This is a genomic window from Gottschalkiaceae bacterium SANA (assembly GCA_036323355.1).
GTDB lineage: Bacteria > Bacillota > Clostridia > Tissierellales > GPF-1 > GPF-1.
Genome location: AP028876.1, coordinates 2,496,510 through 2,510,339, shown reverse-complemented (window position 1 = coordinate 2,510,339; position 13,830 = coordinate 2,496,510). Strand labels below are relative to the sequence as shown.

Genomic DNA, 13,830 nt, shown 5'->3' with positions numbered 1-13,830 from the left:
CTGAATGGCTAAGGTAGCATTATATAACGTTTCAGGTCAATCGGTTGGTGAAATCGAATTGAACGATAACGTATTCGGGATCGAAGTAAATGAACATGCCGTATATGAAGCGGTAAAATCTCTTCTTGCGAACAAGCGCCAAGGAACGCAATCTGCGAAATCACGCGGAGAAGTTCGCGGTGGTGGTCGTAAGCCATGGAGACAAAAAGGAACAGGCCGAGCACGTCAAGGCTCTACCAGATCTCCTAACTGGGTCGGCGGTGGTACTGTATTTGCTCCAAAACCACGCGATTACAGCTATCGAATCAACCGTAAAGTGCGACAATTGGCGATGAAATCTGCATTGACTTCTAAAGTACAAGACGCAGAATTGAAGGTTTTGGACACTTTGACGTTTGAAGCGCCAAAGACAAAAGCTATGGCCGCAGTTCTGAAAAATCTGGAAGTCGGAAAGAAAACATTGATCGTACTTGCAGAAAAGGATGATGCAGTTATCAAATCGGCAAAAAACTTGCCGAATGTTGAAACAACCTTGGTGAATACGCTAAATGTTTATGACATCTTGAACAACGACAGCTTCATTATTACTGAGGCAGCTGTACGAAAAGTTGAGGAGGTGTACGCATAATGCGAAATCCACATGATATCATTCGAAAACCGGTAGTAACTGAACAAAGCATGGATGCAATGGCACTAAACAAATATACATTTGTTGTTGAAAAAACTGCAAACAAGACAGAGATCAAGAATGCAGTTGAAACAATTTTCGGTGTTCGTGTCAAAAAAGTAAACACAATGAACATGAATGGCAAAATCAAGCGACAAGGCCGATATGAAGGCAAGCGTGCAGATTGGAAAAAAGCCATCGTTGAGTTGACGGAAGACAGCAAGTCAATCGAGATTTTCGAAGGCCTTGAATAGTCTGAAGAGATGAATTAGAGGAGGGAATCACAATGGGTATTCGTAAGTATAAACCCACCACAAATGGTGTAAGACACATGACTGTGTCCACATTTGAGGAAATCACCAAAACAACTCCTGAGAAATCTTTGTTGGCGAAGAAGAACAAATACGCTGGTAGAAACTCAGAAGGAAAGATTACTGTTCGTCATCGTGGCGGCGGCAATCGAAAAAAATACAGGATTATCGATTTTAAGCGAAACAAAGACAATATCCCTGGAAAAGTTGCAGCGATCGAGTATGATCCTAACCGTTCAGCAAATATTGCTTTGATTCATTATGTTGATGGAGAAAAGCGTTACATCTTGGCTCCAGCAGGCTTAACTGTTGATATGATGATCGTATCAGGTCCAGAGTCTGACATTAAAGTTGGAAATGCATTGCCATTGGCAAACATTCCAGTCGGTTCTATTATCCACAATATCGAAATGAAGCCTGGCAAAGGCGGACAAATGGTTCGTTCTGCAGGTAACTCAGCGCAATTGATGGCGAAAGAGGGTGCTTACGCTCAAGTTCGACTTCCAAGCGGCGAGGTTCGTATGGTGAGAATAGAATGTCGAGCAACTTTAGGTGTTGTTGGTAATTCTGAACATGAATTGATCAACATAGGCAAGGCCGGCAAGACACGTCATTTGGGTATTCGCCCGACTGTTCGTGGTTCTGTTATGAACCCGAATGACCATCCACATGGTGGTGGTGAAGGTCGTGCGCCAATCGGACGTCCAGCACCAAGTACACCTTGGGGCAAGCCAGCTTTGGGTTATAAAACACGTAAGAAAAACAAAGCTTCTGATAAATATATCGTGAAGAGACGTTCCAAGTAGGATACGGAAGGAGGCAAATCGATGGGTAGATCATTGAAAAAAGGTCCTTTCTGCGACGACCATTTGATGAAAAAAGTTGTGGTATTAAATGATGCCAGCAAGAAGGAAGTCATCAAAACCTGGTCTCGTCGTTCGACGATTTTTCCTGAGTTTATTGGACATACAATTGCGGTTTATGATGGTCGCAAACATGTTCCAGTATACGTAACGGAAGATATGGTGGGTCACAAGTTGGGCGAATTCGCACCGACTCGTACCTATAGAGGCCATGAAAAGAAAGATAAAAAATCTGTAGTGAAGCGATAGTTATTGTCGCGTAACATAAGGAGGGAAAACTGGTGGAAGCAAGAGCAATTGCGAAATATATCCGCATTTCTCCTCGCAAGGTTCAAGAAGTAGCAGATCTAGTTCGCGGTAAGAACGTGAACGAAGCATTGGCAATTCTGGAATTTACAAACAAGCGAGGGGCCGGCATCCTTAAAAAAGTCGTAGGCTCAGCTGTAGCAAATGCTGAGAACAACAATGATATGGACCGAGAAAACCTGTATATCGCAGAAGTATTTGCGAATCAGGGACCGACATTAAAGCGATTTCAGCCGAGAGCACAAGGTCGTGCATTCACGATTCGAAAGCGCACGAGCCATATTGGCGTTGTCGTGAAGGAAAAGTAAGAAGGAGGGAGAGAAAGCATGGGTCAAAAAGTAAGTCCACATGGTCTCCGAGTCGGGATCATCAAGGATTGGGATTCTAAATGGTATGCTGACAAAAAGCATTTCTCCGATTACCTGATTGAGGATTTAAAAATTCGTAAATATGTGAAAAAACAGATGTTTACTGCAGGAATTTCTAGAATCCTGATCGAACGTTCCGCGAACCGCGTCAAGTTGACAATCAACACGGCTAAGCCGGGTATGGTAATCGGCAAGGGCGGTACAGGTGTTGAGGCATTGCGGAAAGAATTGGAAAAGATGACGCAAAAGCGCATCGTAGTAAATGTTGAAGAAGTTAAGCGACCTGATCAAGACGCACAATTGGTTGCAGAAAGTATTGCACAATCATTGGAAAGACGAGTTTCATTCCGACGTGCGATGAAGCAAGCCATTACAAAAGCACAAAGAGCAGGAGCGAAAGGCGTTAAGACACAAGTTGCCGGACGTTTGGGCGGTGCTGATATGGCAAGAACCGAAGGGTATAGTGAAGGAACGATTCCTCTACAAACCCTACGTGCGGATATCGATTATGGGTTCGCTGAAGCGGATACGACTTACGGAAAAATTGGTGTGAAAGTATGGATCTACAAGGGAGAAATTCTTCCAGGCAAGAAAGTTCGTCCAGAAATCAAGCGAAAAGCCGTAAAATAGACGCGGAGGCGTAGAAGGGAGGAAACTGACATGTTGATGCCTAAAAGGGTAAAACATCGTAAAGTTCATCGCGGTAGAATGAAAGGCAAAGCTACTCGCGGCAATAAAGTAACATACGGAGAGTTTGGCCTTATTACTACGGAACCGGCTTGGATTAAGTCTAATCAAATTGAGGCTGCTCGTCGAGCAATGACTCGTCACGTTAAACGTGGCGGACAAATTTGGATTAAAATTTTCCCGGATAAACCGGTTACTAAAAAACCAGCGGAGACTCGTATGGGTAAAGGTAAGGGTTCTCCAGAGTACTGGGTAGCAGTAGTTAAGCCAGGTCGAGTAATGTTCGAAATGGCAGGAGTACCAGAAGAACTTGCACGTGAAGCAATGCGATTAGCTGCCAACAAACTTCCAGTTAAATGTAAGTTTGTAGTTAAAGAAGAGGATGGTGAAGCTAATGCTTAAAGCAAAAGATTTAAGAGAAATGACGGCACAAGAGCTTGCCGAGAAGTTAAATGAGTACAAAGCTGAGCTGTTCCAGCTTCGTTTTCAGCTAGCTACGGGTCAATTGGACAATGCAATGCGAATTAAATCGGTTAAACGAGATATCGCGCGAGTTCAGACTGTAGCACGTGAAAAAGAGCTGAACGCGTAGCGGAAGGAAGGAGGGCTAACAAGTGACAAGAGGACTAAGAAAAACGAGAATGGGTCGTGTTGTTTCTAATAAAATGGATAAGACGATCGTTGTCGCTGTAGAAACTCAAGTGGCACATCCTTTGTATAAAAAGCGTATCAGACGTACAGCTAAGTTTAAAGCGCATGATGCGAATAATGAATGCAGAATCGGTGATGTGGTTAGAGTAATGGAAACGCGTCCATTAAGTAAAGACAAGCGCTGGAGACTCGTAGAGATTGTAACCAAAGCGAAATAATCTCCGCGAAGCAAAAGGAGGACGAATCGAATGATCCAACAAGAATCGCGTTTGAGAGTAGCGGATAATTCCGGTGCTAAAGAAGTACTTTGTATTAAAGTACTCGGCGGATCTCGAAGAAGATATGCGTCTATTGGCGACGTTATTGTTTGTGCCGTTAAAACCGCAACGCCCGGTGGTGTTGTTAAGAAGGGCCAAGTAGTTCGTGCTGTAGTTGTACGAACGAAAAAAACAGTAAAACGTGCTGATGGAAGCTATATCAAATTCGATGATAATGCCGCTGTAATCCTAAAAGAAGACTTGACGCCAAGAGGAACTCGTATTTTCGGACCTGTTGCACGTGAATTACGTGGTGCAGGATTTATGAAAATTGTTTCTTTGGCTCCAGAAGTACTGTAATTCAACGGAGTAGGAGGTGTAATCATGCACGTGAAGCAAAATGATACGGTAGTAGTGATCTCCGGAAAAGATAAAGGAAAAGTCGGCAAAGTGTTGGCTGTATTTCCGAAAGAACAACGCATTATCGTGGAAGGCGTAAACATGGTCACAAAACACATGAAAGCTACGCCGCAGATGCAGCAGGGAGGACTCCTTCATCAAGAAGGTAAAATCCATGCTTCAAATGTATTGCTATACAACAAGCAATTGAAAAAGGGTGTTCGCACTCAAGTAAAACGCTTGGATGACAATAAGAAAGTAAGAGTATGCGCAAAGACAGGCGAAGTTCTGGACTAAGCGAATGTTCTGAAGGGAGGTATAGACCGTGGAATCACGATTAAAAGAAAAATACGTGAACGAAGTCGTTCCGGCTTTGGTGGAGAAATTCCAATATAAAAATATGATGGAAGTTCCTAAACTAGAGAAAATTATTTTAAACATCGGTCTTGGCGAAGCGAAGGATAATCCAAAAGCCCTCGACAATGCTGTCGAAGAGCTTAGAATTATTACGGGTCAGAACCCAGTCGTAACGGTAGCGAAGAAATCAGTCGCTAACTTCAAGCTTAGAGAAGGCATGAAGATCGGTACGAAAGTAACTTTGCGAGGACAAAAGATGTACGATTTTTACGACAAGTTGGTTAGTCTTGCACTACCACGCGTTCGTGACTTCCGAGGAGTTTCTGCCAAGTCGTTTGACGGCCGCGGAAATTACGCGATGGGAATCAAAGAACAATTGATTTTCCCAGAGATCGAGTATGACAAGGTTGACGCGATCCGAGGAATGGACGTAGTAGTCGTAACAACAGCAAAAACAGATGAAGAAGCAAGAGCACTTCTTGCCCTTATGGGAATGCCGTTTATCAAATAACAGGAGGGACTAAAATGGCTAAAAAAGCAATGAAACTCAAGCAACAAAAAAAAGCAAAGTTTAGCACACAAGCCTATACCCGCTGTAAAGTTTGTGGACGTCCTCATGCAGTTCTTCGCAAGTACGGTGTATGCCGAATTTGCTTTAGAGAGATGGCGTACCGCGGTGAAATTCCTGGGGTAAGAAAGGCAAGTTGGTAATCAACAAATCGGAAGGAGGGTACTCGTATGGTAATGACTGATCCTATCGCGGATATGCTAACGCGAATTCGAAACGCGAACAATGCACGACATGAGTCTTGTGAGGTTCCTGGAGCGAAAATCAAAGTGGCAATCGCGCAACTTCTAGTAGAAGAAGGATATATCAAAGGTTACGATGTCATTGAAGACGACAAGCAAGGGATCATCCGAATCCAATTGAAATATACCGCTGATACTTCTCGTGTTATTACGGGAATTAAGCGAATTTCGAAACCAGGATTGAGAGTATACGCACGGAATAACGAGCTTCCTCGTGTTCTGGGTGGACTCGGAATTGCAATGATTTCGACTTCAAAAGGAATCATGTCGGATCGACAAGCAAGAAAAGAACACGTTGGCGGAGAGGTAGTCTGCTACGTTTGGTAGAAGAAGCAGGAGGTGCTAGAAAATGTCTAGAGTTGGTTTAAAACCGATTGAACTCCCAGCGGGCGTAGAGATTACTATTGATGAGAAAAATGTCGTAACAGTAAAGGGTCCAAAAGGCCAATTGGTTGAAGCGATGGATGTGGATATGGTAATTTCAATTGAAGGAAATATCATCACAATTTCACGTCCAACGGATAACAAGCGACATCGTTCTCTTCATGGTTTGACACGCGCTTTGGTCGCCAATATGATCGAAGGAGTTTCTAAAGGCTTTGAAAAGCGTTTGGAAATCGTCGGCGTTGGATACCGTGCAGCAAAGCAGGGAAAGAATCTTAACTTGAGCCTTGGTTTTTCTCATCCAGTAGTGATGGAAGATCCCGAGGGACTAGAGACAGTAGTCGAAGGTCAAAATAAAATAATCGTTAAAGGCATCAACAAACAACAGGTCGGTAACTATGCGGCAGTTATTCGTGATTGGAGAAAACCAGAGCCTTATAAAGGCAAAGGAATTCGATATGAAGGCGAATATGTACGTCGTAAAGAAGGTAAAACTGGTAAGTAGTCCAGTTAGCTGCCGATAGAAAGGAGTGAACAGCTGTGTTTAAAAAGATCGATAAAAATAAAAATCGTCAGAAAAGACATGTGCGTCTAAGAAATAAGGTCCAAGGAACTCCTGAACGTCCACGTTTGAACGTATTTAGAAGCTCTAAGCATATTTACGCTCAACTTATTGATGATGCTTCTGGCAAGACAATTGTTTCAGCATCAACAGTAGAGAAAGATGTAAAGGCTAATTTGGAAAGTACGTCTAATCTCGATGCAGCAAAGCGCATTGGCCAATTGGCGGCAGAACGCGCTTTGGAAAAAGGGGTTTCAGTAGTAGTATTTGATCGTGGTGGTTTTATCTATCATGGTCGTGTGAAAGCCCTCGCAGAAGCTGCTCGTGAGGCAGGACTAAAATTCTAAGACGAGGAGGTAAATGATGCGACGTGCGAAAATTGATCCAAACAAATTGGATTTAAAAGAAAAAATGGTTAACATCAACCGCGTCACAAAAGTTGTTAAGGGTGGACGTAACTTCCGCTTCTCAGCACTTGTCGTGGTTGGCGACGAAAATGGATACGTCGGAGTTGGAATGGCTAAAGCCATTGAAATTCCAGACGCAATCCGTAAAGCTGTCGAAGACGCGAAAAAGCATCTTGTCCTTGTACCGTTGGTAGATGGTACGATTCCTCATGCAATTATTGGGGATTTCGGCGCGGGTAAAGTATTGCTTAAACCTGCACCAGAAGGAACAGGTGTTATTGCCGGCGGTCCAGTACGTGCCGTATTGGAGCTTGCAGGCATTAAAAACATTCGAACAAAATCTCTAGGTTCAAACAATCCTCGTAATATGACGAGCGCATGCATGGTGGCACTAGCCAGCTTGAAGCGTCCGGAAGATGTTGCGAAGATGCGTGGAAAAACTGTAGAGGAAATCTTAGGTTAGGGGGTGTACACCTTGGCTACGATCAAAGTCAAATTGGTAAAGTCAACGATCGGTAGAGTCGAAAAGCAGCGCAAGACGGTTCAAGCTTTAGGACTACGTAAGATCGGTCAGGTAGTAGAAAAACAAGACACACCTCAAATTAGAGGCATGATTAATATTGTCAACCACTTGGTTGAAATCGTCGAGTAATCTATAAGGAGGTGGAACCATGAAGCTACATTCTTTAAAACCGAATGCAGGTACGACAAAAAACCGTAAGCGTTTGGGTCGTGGTGCTGCAACGGGTCAAGGAAAGACAGCTGGCCGTGGACAAGATGGTCAAAAATCTCGTTCAGGCGGTAGTGTAAGAGTTGGTTTTGAAGGCGGTCAAATGCCTTTAGCAAGACGTTTGCCAAAACGTGGATTCAGTAATGCTCGTTTTATGAAGCATATTGAATCAGTCAACGTGAAAATGTTGAACCAATTCGAAGATGGCACAGAAGTAACACCAGCATTGTTAATTGAATCAGGATTGATCAATAAAATCGGTGATGGTGTTAAGGTATTAGGTCACGGCGAACTGGAAAAGAAATTGACAGTAAAAGCAAACCAATTCAGCAAGACAGCTGTTGAGAAAATCGAAGCTGCGGGTGGAAAGGCAGAGGTGATCTAGATGCTGCAAACTTTGAAAAACGCATGGAAAATTCCCGATCTGAGAAAACGCATGATCTTTACATTCATGATGCTGGTGATTTACCGAATCGGTGCAGCAATTCCAGTACCAGGAATGAACACAGAAGCCATTCAAGCTTTATTTGCTAGTCAAGAAAACGGCATTTTGGGATTCTTTGATGTTATGGCAGGCGGTGCGTTTTCACAGTTTACAATTTTTGCATTGAGCATCTATCCCTATGTTACTGCTAGCATCATCGTGCAATTACTGACGATCGCTTTGCCTAGTTGGGAGCTTTTAGCTCGCGAAGGGGAAGCCGGACGTAAGAAAATGGCTCAGAGAACGCGTATTGGTACTGTAATTTTCGCGTTGGTTCAAGCCTTTGGTATTTCTATCGGTTTATTTAATCGCGCGTTGATCGATGATACGTTTATGACAAAATTTACGGTTATTATCGTTTTGACAGCAGGTACAGCATTCTTGATGTGGTTGGGTGAGCAAATCACGACAAACGGCATCGGGAACGGTATTTCCTTGATTATCTTCACAGGAATTATCAGTCGCATGCCTGGCGATTACATCAATACATTCAAGCTTTTCTCGGCTGGTACGGTTAGCTTGATTGAATTGATTCTCTTCTTTGCCGTATCGATCACTGTTATTGCAGGGGTTGTTGCGATTCAAGAAGGATCAAGAAAGATTCCAGTTCAGTATTCAAAACGAGTGGTTGGCCGCAAGCTCTATGGTGGACAAAGCACGCACATTCCTTTGAAGGTTTTGATGGCAGGCGTTATTCCAGTCATCTTCTCGACATCCGTATTGGCATTCTTGCCAACGATCGGCATGTTCTTCCCGAATAGTGGATATGCAAACTTTGTAAATCGTTGGTTGGCACCGACACCGGGTGAACCAGGAATCATTATTTACACCATTCTCAACTTTGGATTGATTGTATTCTTCACGTATTTCTATACGGCGATTCAGTTTAATCCGGTTGATTATGCAGACAATTTAAAGAAATACGGTGGCTTCATTCCGGGACGACGTCCAGGAAAACCAACGGCTGAATATCTTTCAAGCGTTGTGAATCGAATTACCTTGTTGGGTGCGATTGCCTTAGGCTTGATCGCAGTACTTCCAACAGCAATTTCGACATTTACAAACTTGAATATCGCTTTTGGTGGAACCTCGTTAATCATCATTATTGGTGTTGCATTAGAAACCTTCAAACAGATTGAAGCGCAGATGTTGCAGCGTCACTATAAGGGCTTTTTGAAGTAAGAACTTGTATGGATACGAAACTGAATATAGGGGATAAGTTTCATGTTAGGGGATTGTAAAAGGAGATGGTCATTGTGAGGCTTATTTTGGTAGGACCGCCGGGCGCTGGTAAGGGGACGCAGGCGACGAATATCATTGAGAAGTACGGAATTCCGCATATTTCAACAGGAAATATTTTACGCGATCACATTCGAAGGAAAACACCGCTTGGGGAGATAGCCGATGGCTATATTTCCAAGGGACAGTTGGTTCCAGATGATCTGGTTTTTGAGCTCGTTGAAGAACGGCTACAATCAGAAGATTGCAAGAATGGTTTTTTATTGGATGGATTTCCGCGAACGGTAGTTCAAGCAGAGGCATTGGATCAATATTTGCGAGAACATGATTGTGAAATCAACTCTCTGGTAAATATTGTAGTTCCTGATGATGTGTTGATTCACAGAATCTCAGACAGACGGACCTGCCTTGATTGCAACGCGAGCTTTCATTTGGTTTATAAGAAGCCGAAAAAATTTGATATCTGCGATTTATGCGGAGGCAAGTTGATTCAGCGATCTGATGACAATGAGAAAGCCGTAAGCAAAAGACTTGAAGTGTTTCATCATAACACAGCTGCTGTGATCGATTATTATCGAAAGTATGGAATGGTACTGGACATTGATGGAACACAAACCATCAATAAGGTTACAACTTCAATTGAGGCTGCTCTTAATCAAGCAGTTGAGTAGAAGGGACTAAAAATGATACAAATTAAAAGCCAGAGAGAAATTGAATCTATGCGGAAGGCTAATACCCTCACCGCATTGACGCATGAGTATTTGGCGGGGTTGATTCAACCAGGTATCATGACGAAGGAACTCGATGAAGCGGCGGAAGAATTTATTCGAAGCCGCGGGGGACTCCCAGCCTTTAAAGGTTATGGAGGATTCCCAGGAACGGTTTGTATCTCTGTTAACGATGAAGTGGTTCATGGAATTCCAGGAACACGAAAGTTGATAGAAGGTGACATTGTCAGTCTTGATACAGGCGCGATCATCGAGGGCTATTACGGGGATGCGGCTCGCACGCATGGCGTAGGAGTTATTGACGAGCAAGCGAAACTGCTAATTGCTGCAACTAAACAGTCCTTCTTTGAAGGAATTAAGTTTGCACGCGTTGGCAATCGCCTATCGGATATTTCTCATGCGATTCAAGCGTATGTGGAAACCAGGGGCTTTTCAGTTGTTCGAGACTATGTTGGACATGGGATTGGACGAGAATTGCACGAGGATCCACAGATTCCAAATTATGGACCAGCGGGTCGAGGTCCACGGTTGCAAAAAGGCATGGTATTAGCGATTGAACCGATGATTAATGAAGGACGATTTACTGTCCGCGTCCTGCCGAACGAATGGACGGTCGTGACGATGGATGGAAAACGATCTGCACATTATGAGAATACAATCGCCATTACGGATGGGGAACCTGACATATTGTCCATGCGATAGAAGAGGTGAACAGATGGAAAGAACAACATCCATCCAAATCGGTCAAGTGGTGCGTTCAAAAACAGGACGTGACAAAGACCGGGTGTTTCTTGTTTCGGAAATTCTTGATCTGCATTATGTGATGTTGATTGACGGTGATTTACGAAGACTTGCAAACCCAAAGAAGAAAAAGATCAAGCATCTTGTTGTTTATCAAACGGTTTTGAAGGAATTTCAAGAACGTCTGGATTCAGACATCAAGATCAATAATGCGTATTTACGAAGACTATTAGCGCCTTATAATGAACATAAGGAAAATCGCTAAGGGATCGGAGGAATGAAAAGTGGCCAAAAGAACGAGACCAGAGTCAAAGCAAAAAGAGGGCGTAATTGAGGTCGAAGGCATTGTTGTGGAAGTGTTGCCTAACGCTGTGTTCCGAGTCAAATTAGAAAACGGGCATATTGTCATGGGACATGTATCCGGTAAGCTTAGAATGCATTACATTCGAATCTTGGCTGGTGACCGCGTAGTGTTGGAACTTTCACCCTATGATCTTAGCAAAGGTAGGATTACGTGGAGAAAGTAGTATACAAGGAGGGATTACGATGAAAGTAAGACCGTCGGTAAAGAAAATCTGTGAAAAATGCAAAATCATTCGACGCCATGGAAAGGTCATGGTCATCTGTGAAAATCCCAAGCACAAGCAAGTGCAGGGTTAACACGAGCAGGGAGGTGTAGAACTATATGGCACGTATTAAAGGTGTGGATTTACCGCGTGATAAGCGCGTTGTGATCGGCCTAACGTATATTTTCGGTATTGGCCGTACAACATCACAAAAAATTCTTACTGCGACAGACATTAATGTCGATACGCGAGTTAAGGATTTGACTGAAGACGAAGTTTCTAAAATTCGTAAAGAAATTGGTAACTACACGACTGAAGGAGATCTTCGTCGTGAAGTTGCAATGGACATTAAACGTCTTCGCGACATCGGGTGTTACCGTGGCCTTCGTCATAGAAGAAGTCTACCGGTTCGTGGTCAAAACACGAAAAACAATGCCAGAACTCGCAAGGGTCCAAAAGGCAACCGAGTAACAAGGAAAAAATAGCTGAAAGGAGGGTCTATTCATGGCTGCTAAGAAACAAGTTAAAACTCGCGTTCGAAAAAGTGAACGAAAGAACATCGAGAATGGCCAAGCTCATATCAAATCGACTTTCAATAACACGATCGTTACGATTTCAGACCTTAACGGGAATGCTATTTCTTGGGCATCGGCCGGTGGAATGGGATTTAAAGGTTCTAGAAAGTCAACACCGTTTGCGGCACAAATGGCTGCTGAAAAAGCTGCCAAGGCTGCAATGGAGCATGGTTTGAAAACAGTGGAAGTCTACGTTAAAGGTCCTGGTTCAGGACGTGAGGCGGCAATTCGTTCTTTGCAAGCAACGGGTCTTGATATCACGTTGATCAAAGACGTTACACCAGTACCACACAATGGCTGTAGACCACCGAAACGAAGAAGGGTATAATTGAAGAGGTACACGATCGCTGATATTACCGATCTTAAAGGTGCCCTCAGAATGAAAACTGAAAAGGAGGGTTAGTATGATTGAGATTGAAAAGCCGAAGATTGAGCTGATTGACTCGAGTGAAGAAAAACATTATGCAAAGTTTGTTGTAGAACCGCTAGAACGAGGATATGGGATTACCTTAGGTAACTCGCTTCGACGTATTCTGTTATCTTCTTTACCGGGTGCGGCTGTTTCTTCGATCAAAGTTCAAGGGATTCTCCATGAATTTTCTACGATTCCTGGAGTTGTCGAAGACGTGGCGGAATTGATTTTGAATATCAAAACGATTGCTGCTAAAATGTATATCGACGAACCGCAGACATTGATCGTTGAAGCGCAAGGCGCGGGCGAAATCACGGCTGGAGATATTGTCACAGGTCCTGATGTAGAAATCATCAACAAGGATCTGCATATCGCCACCTTGGATGAAAATGCGAACCTCTACCTGGAAATGAAGATGGTCAAGGGTCGCGGATATGTTCCTGCCGATCAAAACAAGCGTGATGATATGTCGATTGGAGAAATCGCAGTCGATTCGATTTTCACTCCGGTGAAACGCGTAAACTATCATGTATCGGATACGCGACTTGGTCAGGATGGAAAATACGACAAGCTTACGTTGGAGATTTGGACTGATGGAACTATCAAGCCCGATGAATCAGCATCACTTGGCGCAAAAATCATGAATGAACATCTAAATCTTTTTATCGAGATGACAGAGCATGTTAGCAATGTCGAAATCATGGTAGAGAAGGAAGAAGAAGACAAAGAGAAGGTTTTGGAGATGACTATCGAAGAGCTGGACTTGTCTGTTCGTTCATACAATTGTTTGAAACGCGCGGGGATCAATACGGTCAACGAGCTGACAAACAAATCAGAAGAAGACATGATGAAAGTTCGAAACCTTGGGAAAAAATCTCTTGAGGAAGTCCAGCATAAGCTGGTCGATCTAGGCTTAGGCCTTAAGAAATCTGACGAGTAAGAAGATCAAAGGAGGGGATACGAGTGGCTAAGCAAAGGAAACTTGGCAGAGCAACCGATCACCGTATGGCGACGATTCGAAGCTTAACAACGAGCTTACTAGCACATGGCAGAATCGAAACTACGGTGGCGCGAGCGCAAGAATCGCGCCGCATGGCGGAGAAGATGATCACATTGGGTAAGCGCGGCGATTTGCATGCACGTCGACAAGCGCTAGCTTTCGTCTATGACGAAACCGTTGTAAAATCGTTGTTTGACGAGATTGCACCGAAATATGCTGAGCGTGACGGTGGTTACACACGCGTTTATAAATTAGGACCTCGCAAGGGCGACGGCGCCGAAATGGCGATTGTAGAATTGGTGTAGGTTAGCATCCGGGGATTAAGT

General features: G+C 43.6%; 29 protein-coding genes. All 29 read left to right on the top strand.

Annotation, left to right across the window (positions count from 1 at the left end; genetic code table 11):
- Window positions 1-4 precede the first annotated feature (4 nt).
- The 29 genes from rplD to rplQ all read left to right on the top strand — a co-directional run bounded on the left by rplD (window position 5) and on the right by rplQ (window position 13,809).
- Window positions 5-628, top strand: coding sequence for a 50S ribosomal protein L4 (gene rplD, locus AC25CA_RS12220; RefSeq protein WP_486814108.1), 624 nt, complete (start codon window positions 5-7; stop codon window positions 626-628).
- Window positions 628-921, top strand: a complete 294-nt coding sequence (rplW, locus tag AC25CA_RS12215) for a 50S ribosomal protein L23 (protein WP_486814107.1) — start codon at window positions 628-630, stop codon at window positions 919-921. The genes rplD and rplW overlap by 1 nt, the downstream gene beginning before the upstream one ends.
- Before the next feature lie 32 nt (window positions 922-953).
- Entirely contained in the window at window positions 954-1,784 is an 831-nt protein-coding gene (gene rplB, locus AC25CA_RS12210; protein ID WP_486814106.1) for a 50S ribosomal protein L2, read from the top strand.
- Window positions 1,785-1,805: 21 nt separating this feature from the next.
- Entirely contained in the window at window positions 1,806-2,090 is a 285-nt protein-coding gene (gene rpsS / locus AC25CA_RS12205; RefSeq protein WP_486814105.1) for a 30S ribosomal protein S19, read from the top strand.
- Between the two features lie 32 nt (window positions 2,091-2,122).
- Window positions 2,123-2,455: a 50S ribosomal protein L22 gene (rplV, locus tag AC25CA_RS12200; protein WP_486814104.1), complete on the top strand. Its 333-nt coding sequence runs from the start codon at window positions 2,123-2,125 to the stop codon at window positions 2,453-2,455.
- Window positions 2,456-2,473: 18 nt separating this feature from the next.
- Window positions 2,474-3,145, top strand: a complete 672-nt coding sequence (rpsC, locus tag AC25CA_RS12195; protein WP_486814103.1) for a 30S ribosomal protein S3 — start codon at window positions 2,474-2,476, stop codon at window positions 3,143-3,145.
- 30 nt (window positions 3,146-3,175) lie between these two features.
- The gene (rplP, locus tag AC25CA_RS12190) at window positions 3,176-3,604 is read left to right on the top strand and encodes a 50S ribosomal protein L16 (RefSeq protein WP_486814102.1); all 429 of its coding nucleotides are present in this window, start codon (window positions 3,176-3,178) and stop codon (window positions 3,602-3,604) included.
- Window positions 3,597-3,794, top strand: coding sequence for a 50S ribosomal protein L29 (gene rpmC / locus AC25CA_RS12185; protein WP_486814101.1), 198 nt, complete (start codon window positions 3,597-3,599; stop codon window positions 3,792-3,794). The genes rplP and rpmC overlap by 8 nt, the downstream gene beginning before the upstream one ends.
- A gap of 22 nt (window positions 3,795-3,816) precedes the next feature.
- Complete coding sequence (gene rpsQ / locus AC25CA_RS12180) at window positions 3,817-4,071, top strand: 30S ribosomal protein S17 (protein ID WP_486814100.1); 255 nt, start codon at window positions 3,817-3,819, stop codon at window positions 4,069-4,071.
- 30 nt (window positions 4,072-4,101) lie between these two features.
- A complete protein-coding gene (gene rplN / locus AC25CA_RS12175; protein ID WP_486814099.1) occupies window positions 4,102-4,470 on the top strand; it encodes a 50S ribosomal protein L14 in 369 nt (122 codons plus the stop codon).
- 24 nt (window positions 4,471-4,494) lie between these two features.
- Window positions 4,495-4,806, top strand: coding sequence for a 50S ribosomal protein L24 (rplX, locus tag AC25CA_RS12170; protein ID WP_486814098.1), 312 nt, complete (start codon window positions 4,495-4,497; stop codon window positions 4,804-4,806).
- Between the two features lie 28 nt (window positions 4,807-4,834).
- The gene (gene rplE / locus AC25CA_RS12165) at window positions 4,835-5,377 is read left to right on the top strand and encodes a 50S ribosomal protein L5 (protein ID WP_486814097.1); all 543 of its coding nucleotides are present in this window, start codon (window positions 4,835-4,837) and stop codon (window positions 5,375-5,377) included.
- Window positions 5,378-5,391: 14 nt separating this feature from the next.
- Window positions 5,392-5,577, top strand: coding sequence for a type Z 30S ribosomal protein S14 (locus AC25CA_RS12160; RefSeq protein WP_486814096.1), 186 nt, complete (start codon window positions 5,392-5,394; stop codon window positions 5,575-5,577).
- Window positions 5,578-5,604: 27 nt separating this feature from the next.
- On the top strand, window positions 5,605-6,003 hold the full coding sequence (rpsH, locus tag AC25CA_RS12155) for a 30S ribosomal protein S8 (RefSeq protein ID WP_486814095.1): 399 nt from the start codon (window positions 5,605-5,607) through the stop codon (window positions 6,001-6,003).
- Window positions 6,004-6,025: 22 nt separating this feature from the next.
- Window positions 6,026-6,565 (top strand): 50S ribosomal protein L6, encoded by a 540-nt coding sequence (gene rplF, locus AC25CA_RS12150; protein WP_486814094.1) that lies wholly within the window; start codon window positions 6,026-6,028, stop codon window positions 6,563-6,565.
- A 35-nt stretch (window positions 6,566-6,600) separates the two neighbouring features.
- Window positions 6,601-6,969, top strand: coding sequence for a 50S ribosomal protein L18 (gene rplR / locus AC25CA_RS12145; RefSeq protein WP_486814093.1), 369 nt, complete (start codon window positions 6,601-6,603; stop codon window positions 6,967-6,969).
- A 16-nt stretch (window positions 6,970-6,985) separates the two neighbouring features.
- A complete protein-coding gene (gene rpsE / locus AC25CA_RS12140) occupies window positions 6,986-7,492 on the top strand; it encodes a 30S ribosomal protein S5 (protein WP_486816606.1) in 507 nt (168 codons plus the stop codon).
- A gap of 12 nt (window positions 7,493-7,504) precedes the next feature.
- Window positions 7,505-7,681, top strand: coding sequence for a 50S ribosomal protein L30 (gene rpmD, locus AC25CA_RS12135; RefSeq protein WP_486814092.1), 177 nt, complete (start codon window positions 7,505-7,507; stop codon window positions 7,679-7,681).
- A gap of 19 nt (window positions 7,682-7,700) precedes the next feature.
- Window positions 7,701-8,144 carry a 50S ribosomal protein L15 gene (rplO, locus tag AC25CA_RS12130; protein WP_486814091.1) on the top strand — a complete coding sequence of 148 codons (444 nt, stop codon included), beginning with the start codon at window positions 7,701-7,703 and terminating at the stop codon, window positions 8,142-8,144.
- Window positions 8,145-9,425 (top strand): preprotein translocase subunit SecY, encoded by a 1,281-nt coding sequence (gene secY / locus AC25CA_RS12125; RefSeq protein ID WP_486814090.1) that lies wholly within the window; start codon window positions 8,145-8,147, stop codon window positions 9,423-9,425.
- A 74-nt stretch (window positions 9,426-9,499) separates the two neighbouring features.
- A complete protein-coding gene (locus AC25CA_RS12120; protein ID WP_486814089.1) occupies window positions 9,500-10,153 on the top strand; it encodes an adenylate kinase in 654 nt (217 codons plus the stop codon).
- 12 nt (window positions 10,154-10,165) lie between these two features.
- Window positions 10,166-10,912 carry a type I methionyl aminopeptidase gene (gene map / locus AC25CA_RS12115; protein WP_486814088.1) on the top strand — a complete coding sequence of 249 codons (747 nt, stop codon included), beginning with the start codon at window positions 10,166-10,168 and terminating at the stop codon, window positions 10,910-10,912.
- 13 nt (window positions 10,913-10,925) lie between these two features.
- The gene (locus AC25CA_RS12110; protein WP_486814087.1) at window positions 10,926-11,216 is read left to right on the top strand and encodes a KOW domain-containing RNA-binding protein; all 291 of its coding nucleotides are present in this window, start codon (window positions 10,926-10,928) and stop codon (window positions 11,214-11,216) included.
- A 19-nt stretch (window positions 11,217-11,235) separates the two neighbouring features.
- Window positions 11,236-11,478 (top strand): translation initiation factor IF-1, encoded by a 243-nt coding sequence (gene infA / locus AC25CA_RS12105; RefSeq protein WP_486814086.1) that lies wholly within the window; start codon window positions 11,236-11,238, stop codon window positions 11,476-11,478.
- A 19-nt stretch (window positions 11,479-11,497) separates the two neighbouring features.
- Window positions 11,498-11,611 carry a 50S ribosomal protein L36 gene (gene rpmJ / locus AC25CA_RS12100; RefSeq protein WP_486814085.1) on the top strand — a complete coding sequence of 38 codons (114 nt, stop codon included), beginning with the start codon at window positions 11,498-11,500 and terminating at the stop codon, window positions 11,609-11,611.
- Between the two features lie 25 nt (window positions 11,612-11,636).
- Complete coding sequence (gene rpsM, locus AC25CA_RS12095; RefSeq protein WP_486814084.1) at window positions 11,637-12,002, top strand: 30S ribosomal protein S13; 366 nt, start codon at window positions 11,637-11,639, stop codon at window positions 12,000-12,002.
- 19 nt (window positions 12,003-12,021) lie between these two features.
- A complete protein-coding gene (gene rpsK, locus AC25CA_RS12090; protein WP_486814083.1) occupies window positions 12,022-12,420 on the top strand; it encodes a 30S ribosomal protein S11 in 399 nt (132 codons plus the stop codon).
- A 76-nt stretch (window positions 12,421-12,496) separates the two neighbouring features.
- Window positions 12,497-13,444 carry a DNA-directed RNA polymerase subunit alpha gene (locus AC25CA_RS12085; RefSeq protein WP_486814082.1) on the top strand — a complete coding sequence of 316 codons (948 nt, stop codon included), beginning with the start codon at window positions 12,497-12,499 and terminating at the stop codon, window positions 13,442-13,444.
- A gap of 23 nt (window positions 13,445-13,467) precedes the next feature.
- Window positions 13,468-13,809 (top strand): 50S ribosomal protein L17, encoded by a 342-nt coding sequence (rplQ, locus tag AC25CA_RS12080; protein WP_486814081.1) that lies wholly within the window; start codon window positions 13,468-13,470, stop codon window positions 13,807-13,809.
- Window positions 13,810-13,830 lie beyond the last annotated feature (21 nt).

Bases quoted from the DNA above. Each gene is read 5' to 3' on its own strand.
- rplD (WP_486814108.1), top strand. From the start codon at position 5: ATGGCTAAGGTAGCATTATATAACGTTTCAGGTCAATCGGTTGGTGAA.
- rplW (WP_486814107.1), top strand. From the start codon at position 628: ATGCGAAATCCACATGATATCATTCGAAAACCGGTAGTAACTGAACAA.
- rplB (WP_486814106.1), top strand. From the start codon at position 954: ATGGGTATTCGTAAGTATAAACCCACCACAAATGGTGTAAGACACATG.
- rpsS (WP_486814105.1), top strand. From the start codon at position 1,806: ATGGGTAGATCATTGAAAAAAGGTCCTTTCTGCGACGACCATTTGATG.
- rpsC (WP_486814103.1), top strand. From the start codon at position 2,474: ATGGGTCAAAAAGTAAGTCCACATGGTCTCCGAGTCGGGATCATCAAG.
- rplP (WP_486814102.1), top strand. From the start codon at position 3,176: ATGTTGATGCCTAAAAGGGTAAAACATCGTAAAGTTCATCGCGGTAGA.
- rpmC (WP_486814101.1), top strand. From the start codon at position 3,597: ATGCTTAAAGCAAAAGATTTAAGAGAAATGACGGCACAAGAGCTTGCC.
- rplN (WP_486814099.1), top strand. From the start codon at position 4,102: ATGATCCAACAAGAATCGCGTTTGAGAGTAGCGGATAATTCCGGTGCT.
- rplX (WP_486814098.1), top strand. From the start codon at position 4,495: ATGCACGTGAAGCAAAATGATACGGTAGTAGTGATCTCCGGAAAAGAT.
- AC25CA_RS12160 (WP_486814096.1), top strand. From the start codon at position 5,392: ATGGCTAAAAAAGCAATGAAACTCAAGCAACAAAAAAAAGCAAAGTTT.
- rpsH (WP_486814095.1), top strand. From the start codon at position 5,605: ATGGTAATGACTGATCCTATCGCGGATATGCTAACGCGAATTCGAAAC.
- rplF (WP_486814094.1), top strand. From the start codon at position 6,026: ATGTCTAGAGTTGGTTTAAAACCGATTGAACTCCCAGCGGGCGTAGAG.
- rpsE (WP_486816606.1), top strand. From the start codon at position 6,986: ATGCGACGTGCGAAAATTGATCCAAACAAATTGGATTTAAAAGAAAAA.
- rplO (WP_486814091.1), top strand. From the start codon at position 7,701: ATGAAGCTACATTCTTTAAAACCGAATGCAGGTACGACAAAAAACCGT.
- secY (WP_486814090.1), top strand. From the start codon at position 8,145: ATGCTGCAAACTTTGAAAAACGCATGGAAAATTCCCGATCTGAGAAAA.
- map (WP_486814088.1), top strand. From the start codon at position 10,166: ATGATACAAATTAAAAGCCAGAGAGAAATTGAATCTATGCGGAAGGCT.
- AC25CA_RS12110 (WP_486814087.1), top strand. From the start codon at position 10,926: ATGGAAAGAACAACATCCATCCAAATCGGTCAAGTGGTGCGTTCAAAA.
- rpmJ (WP_486814085.1), top strand. From the start codon at position 11,498: ATGAAAGTAAGACCGTCGGTAAAGAAAATCTGTGAAAAATGCAAAATC.
- rpsM (WP_486814084.1), top strand. From the start codon at position 11,637: ATGGCACGTATTAAAGGTGTGGATTTACCGCGTGATAAGCGCGTTGTG.
- rpsK (WP_486814083.1), top strand. From the start codon at position 12,022: ATGGCTGCTAAGAAACAAGTTAAAACTCGCGTTCGAAAAAGTGAACGA.
- AC25CA_RS12085 (WP_486814082.1), top strand. From the start codon at position 12,497: ATGATTGAGATTGAAAAGCCGAAGATTGAGCTGATTGACTCGAGTGAA.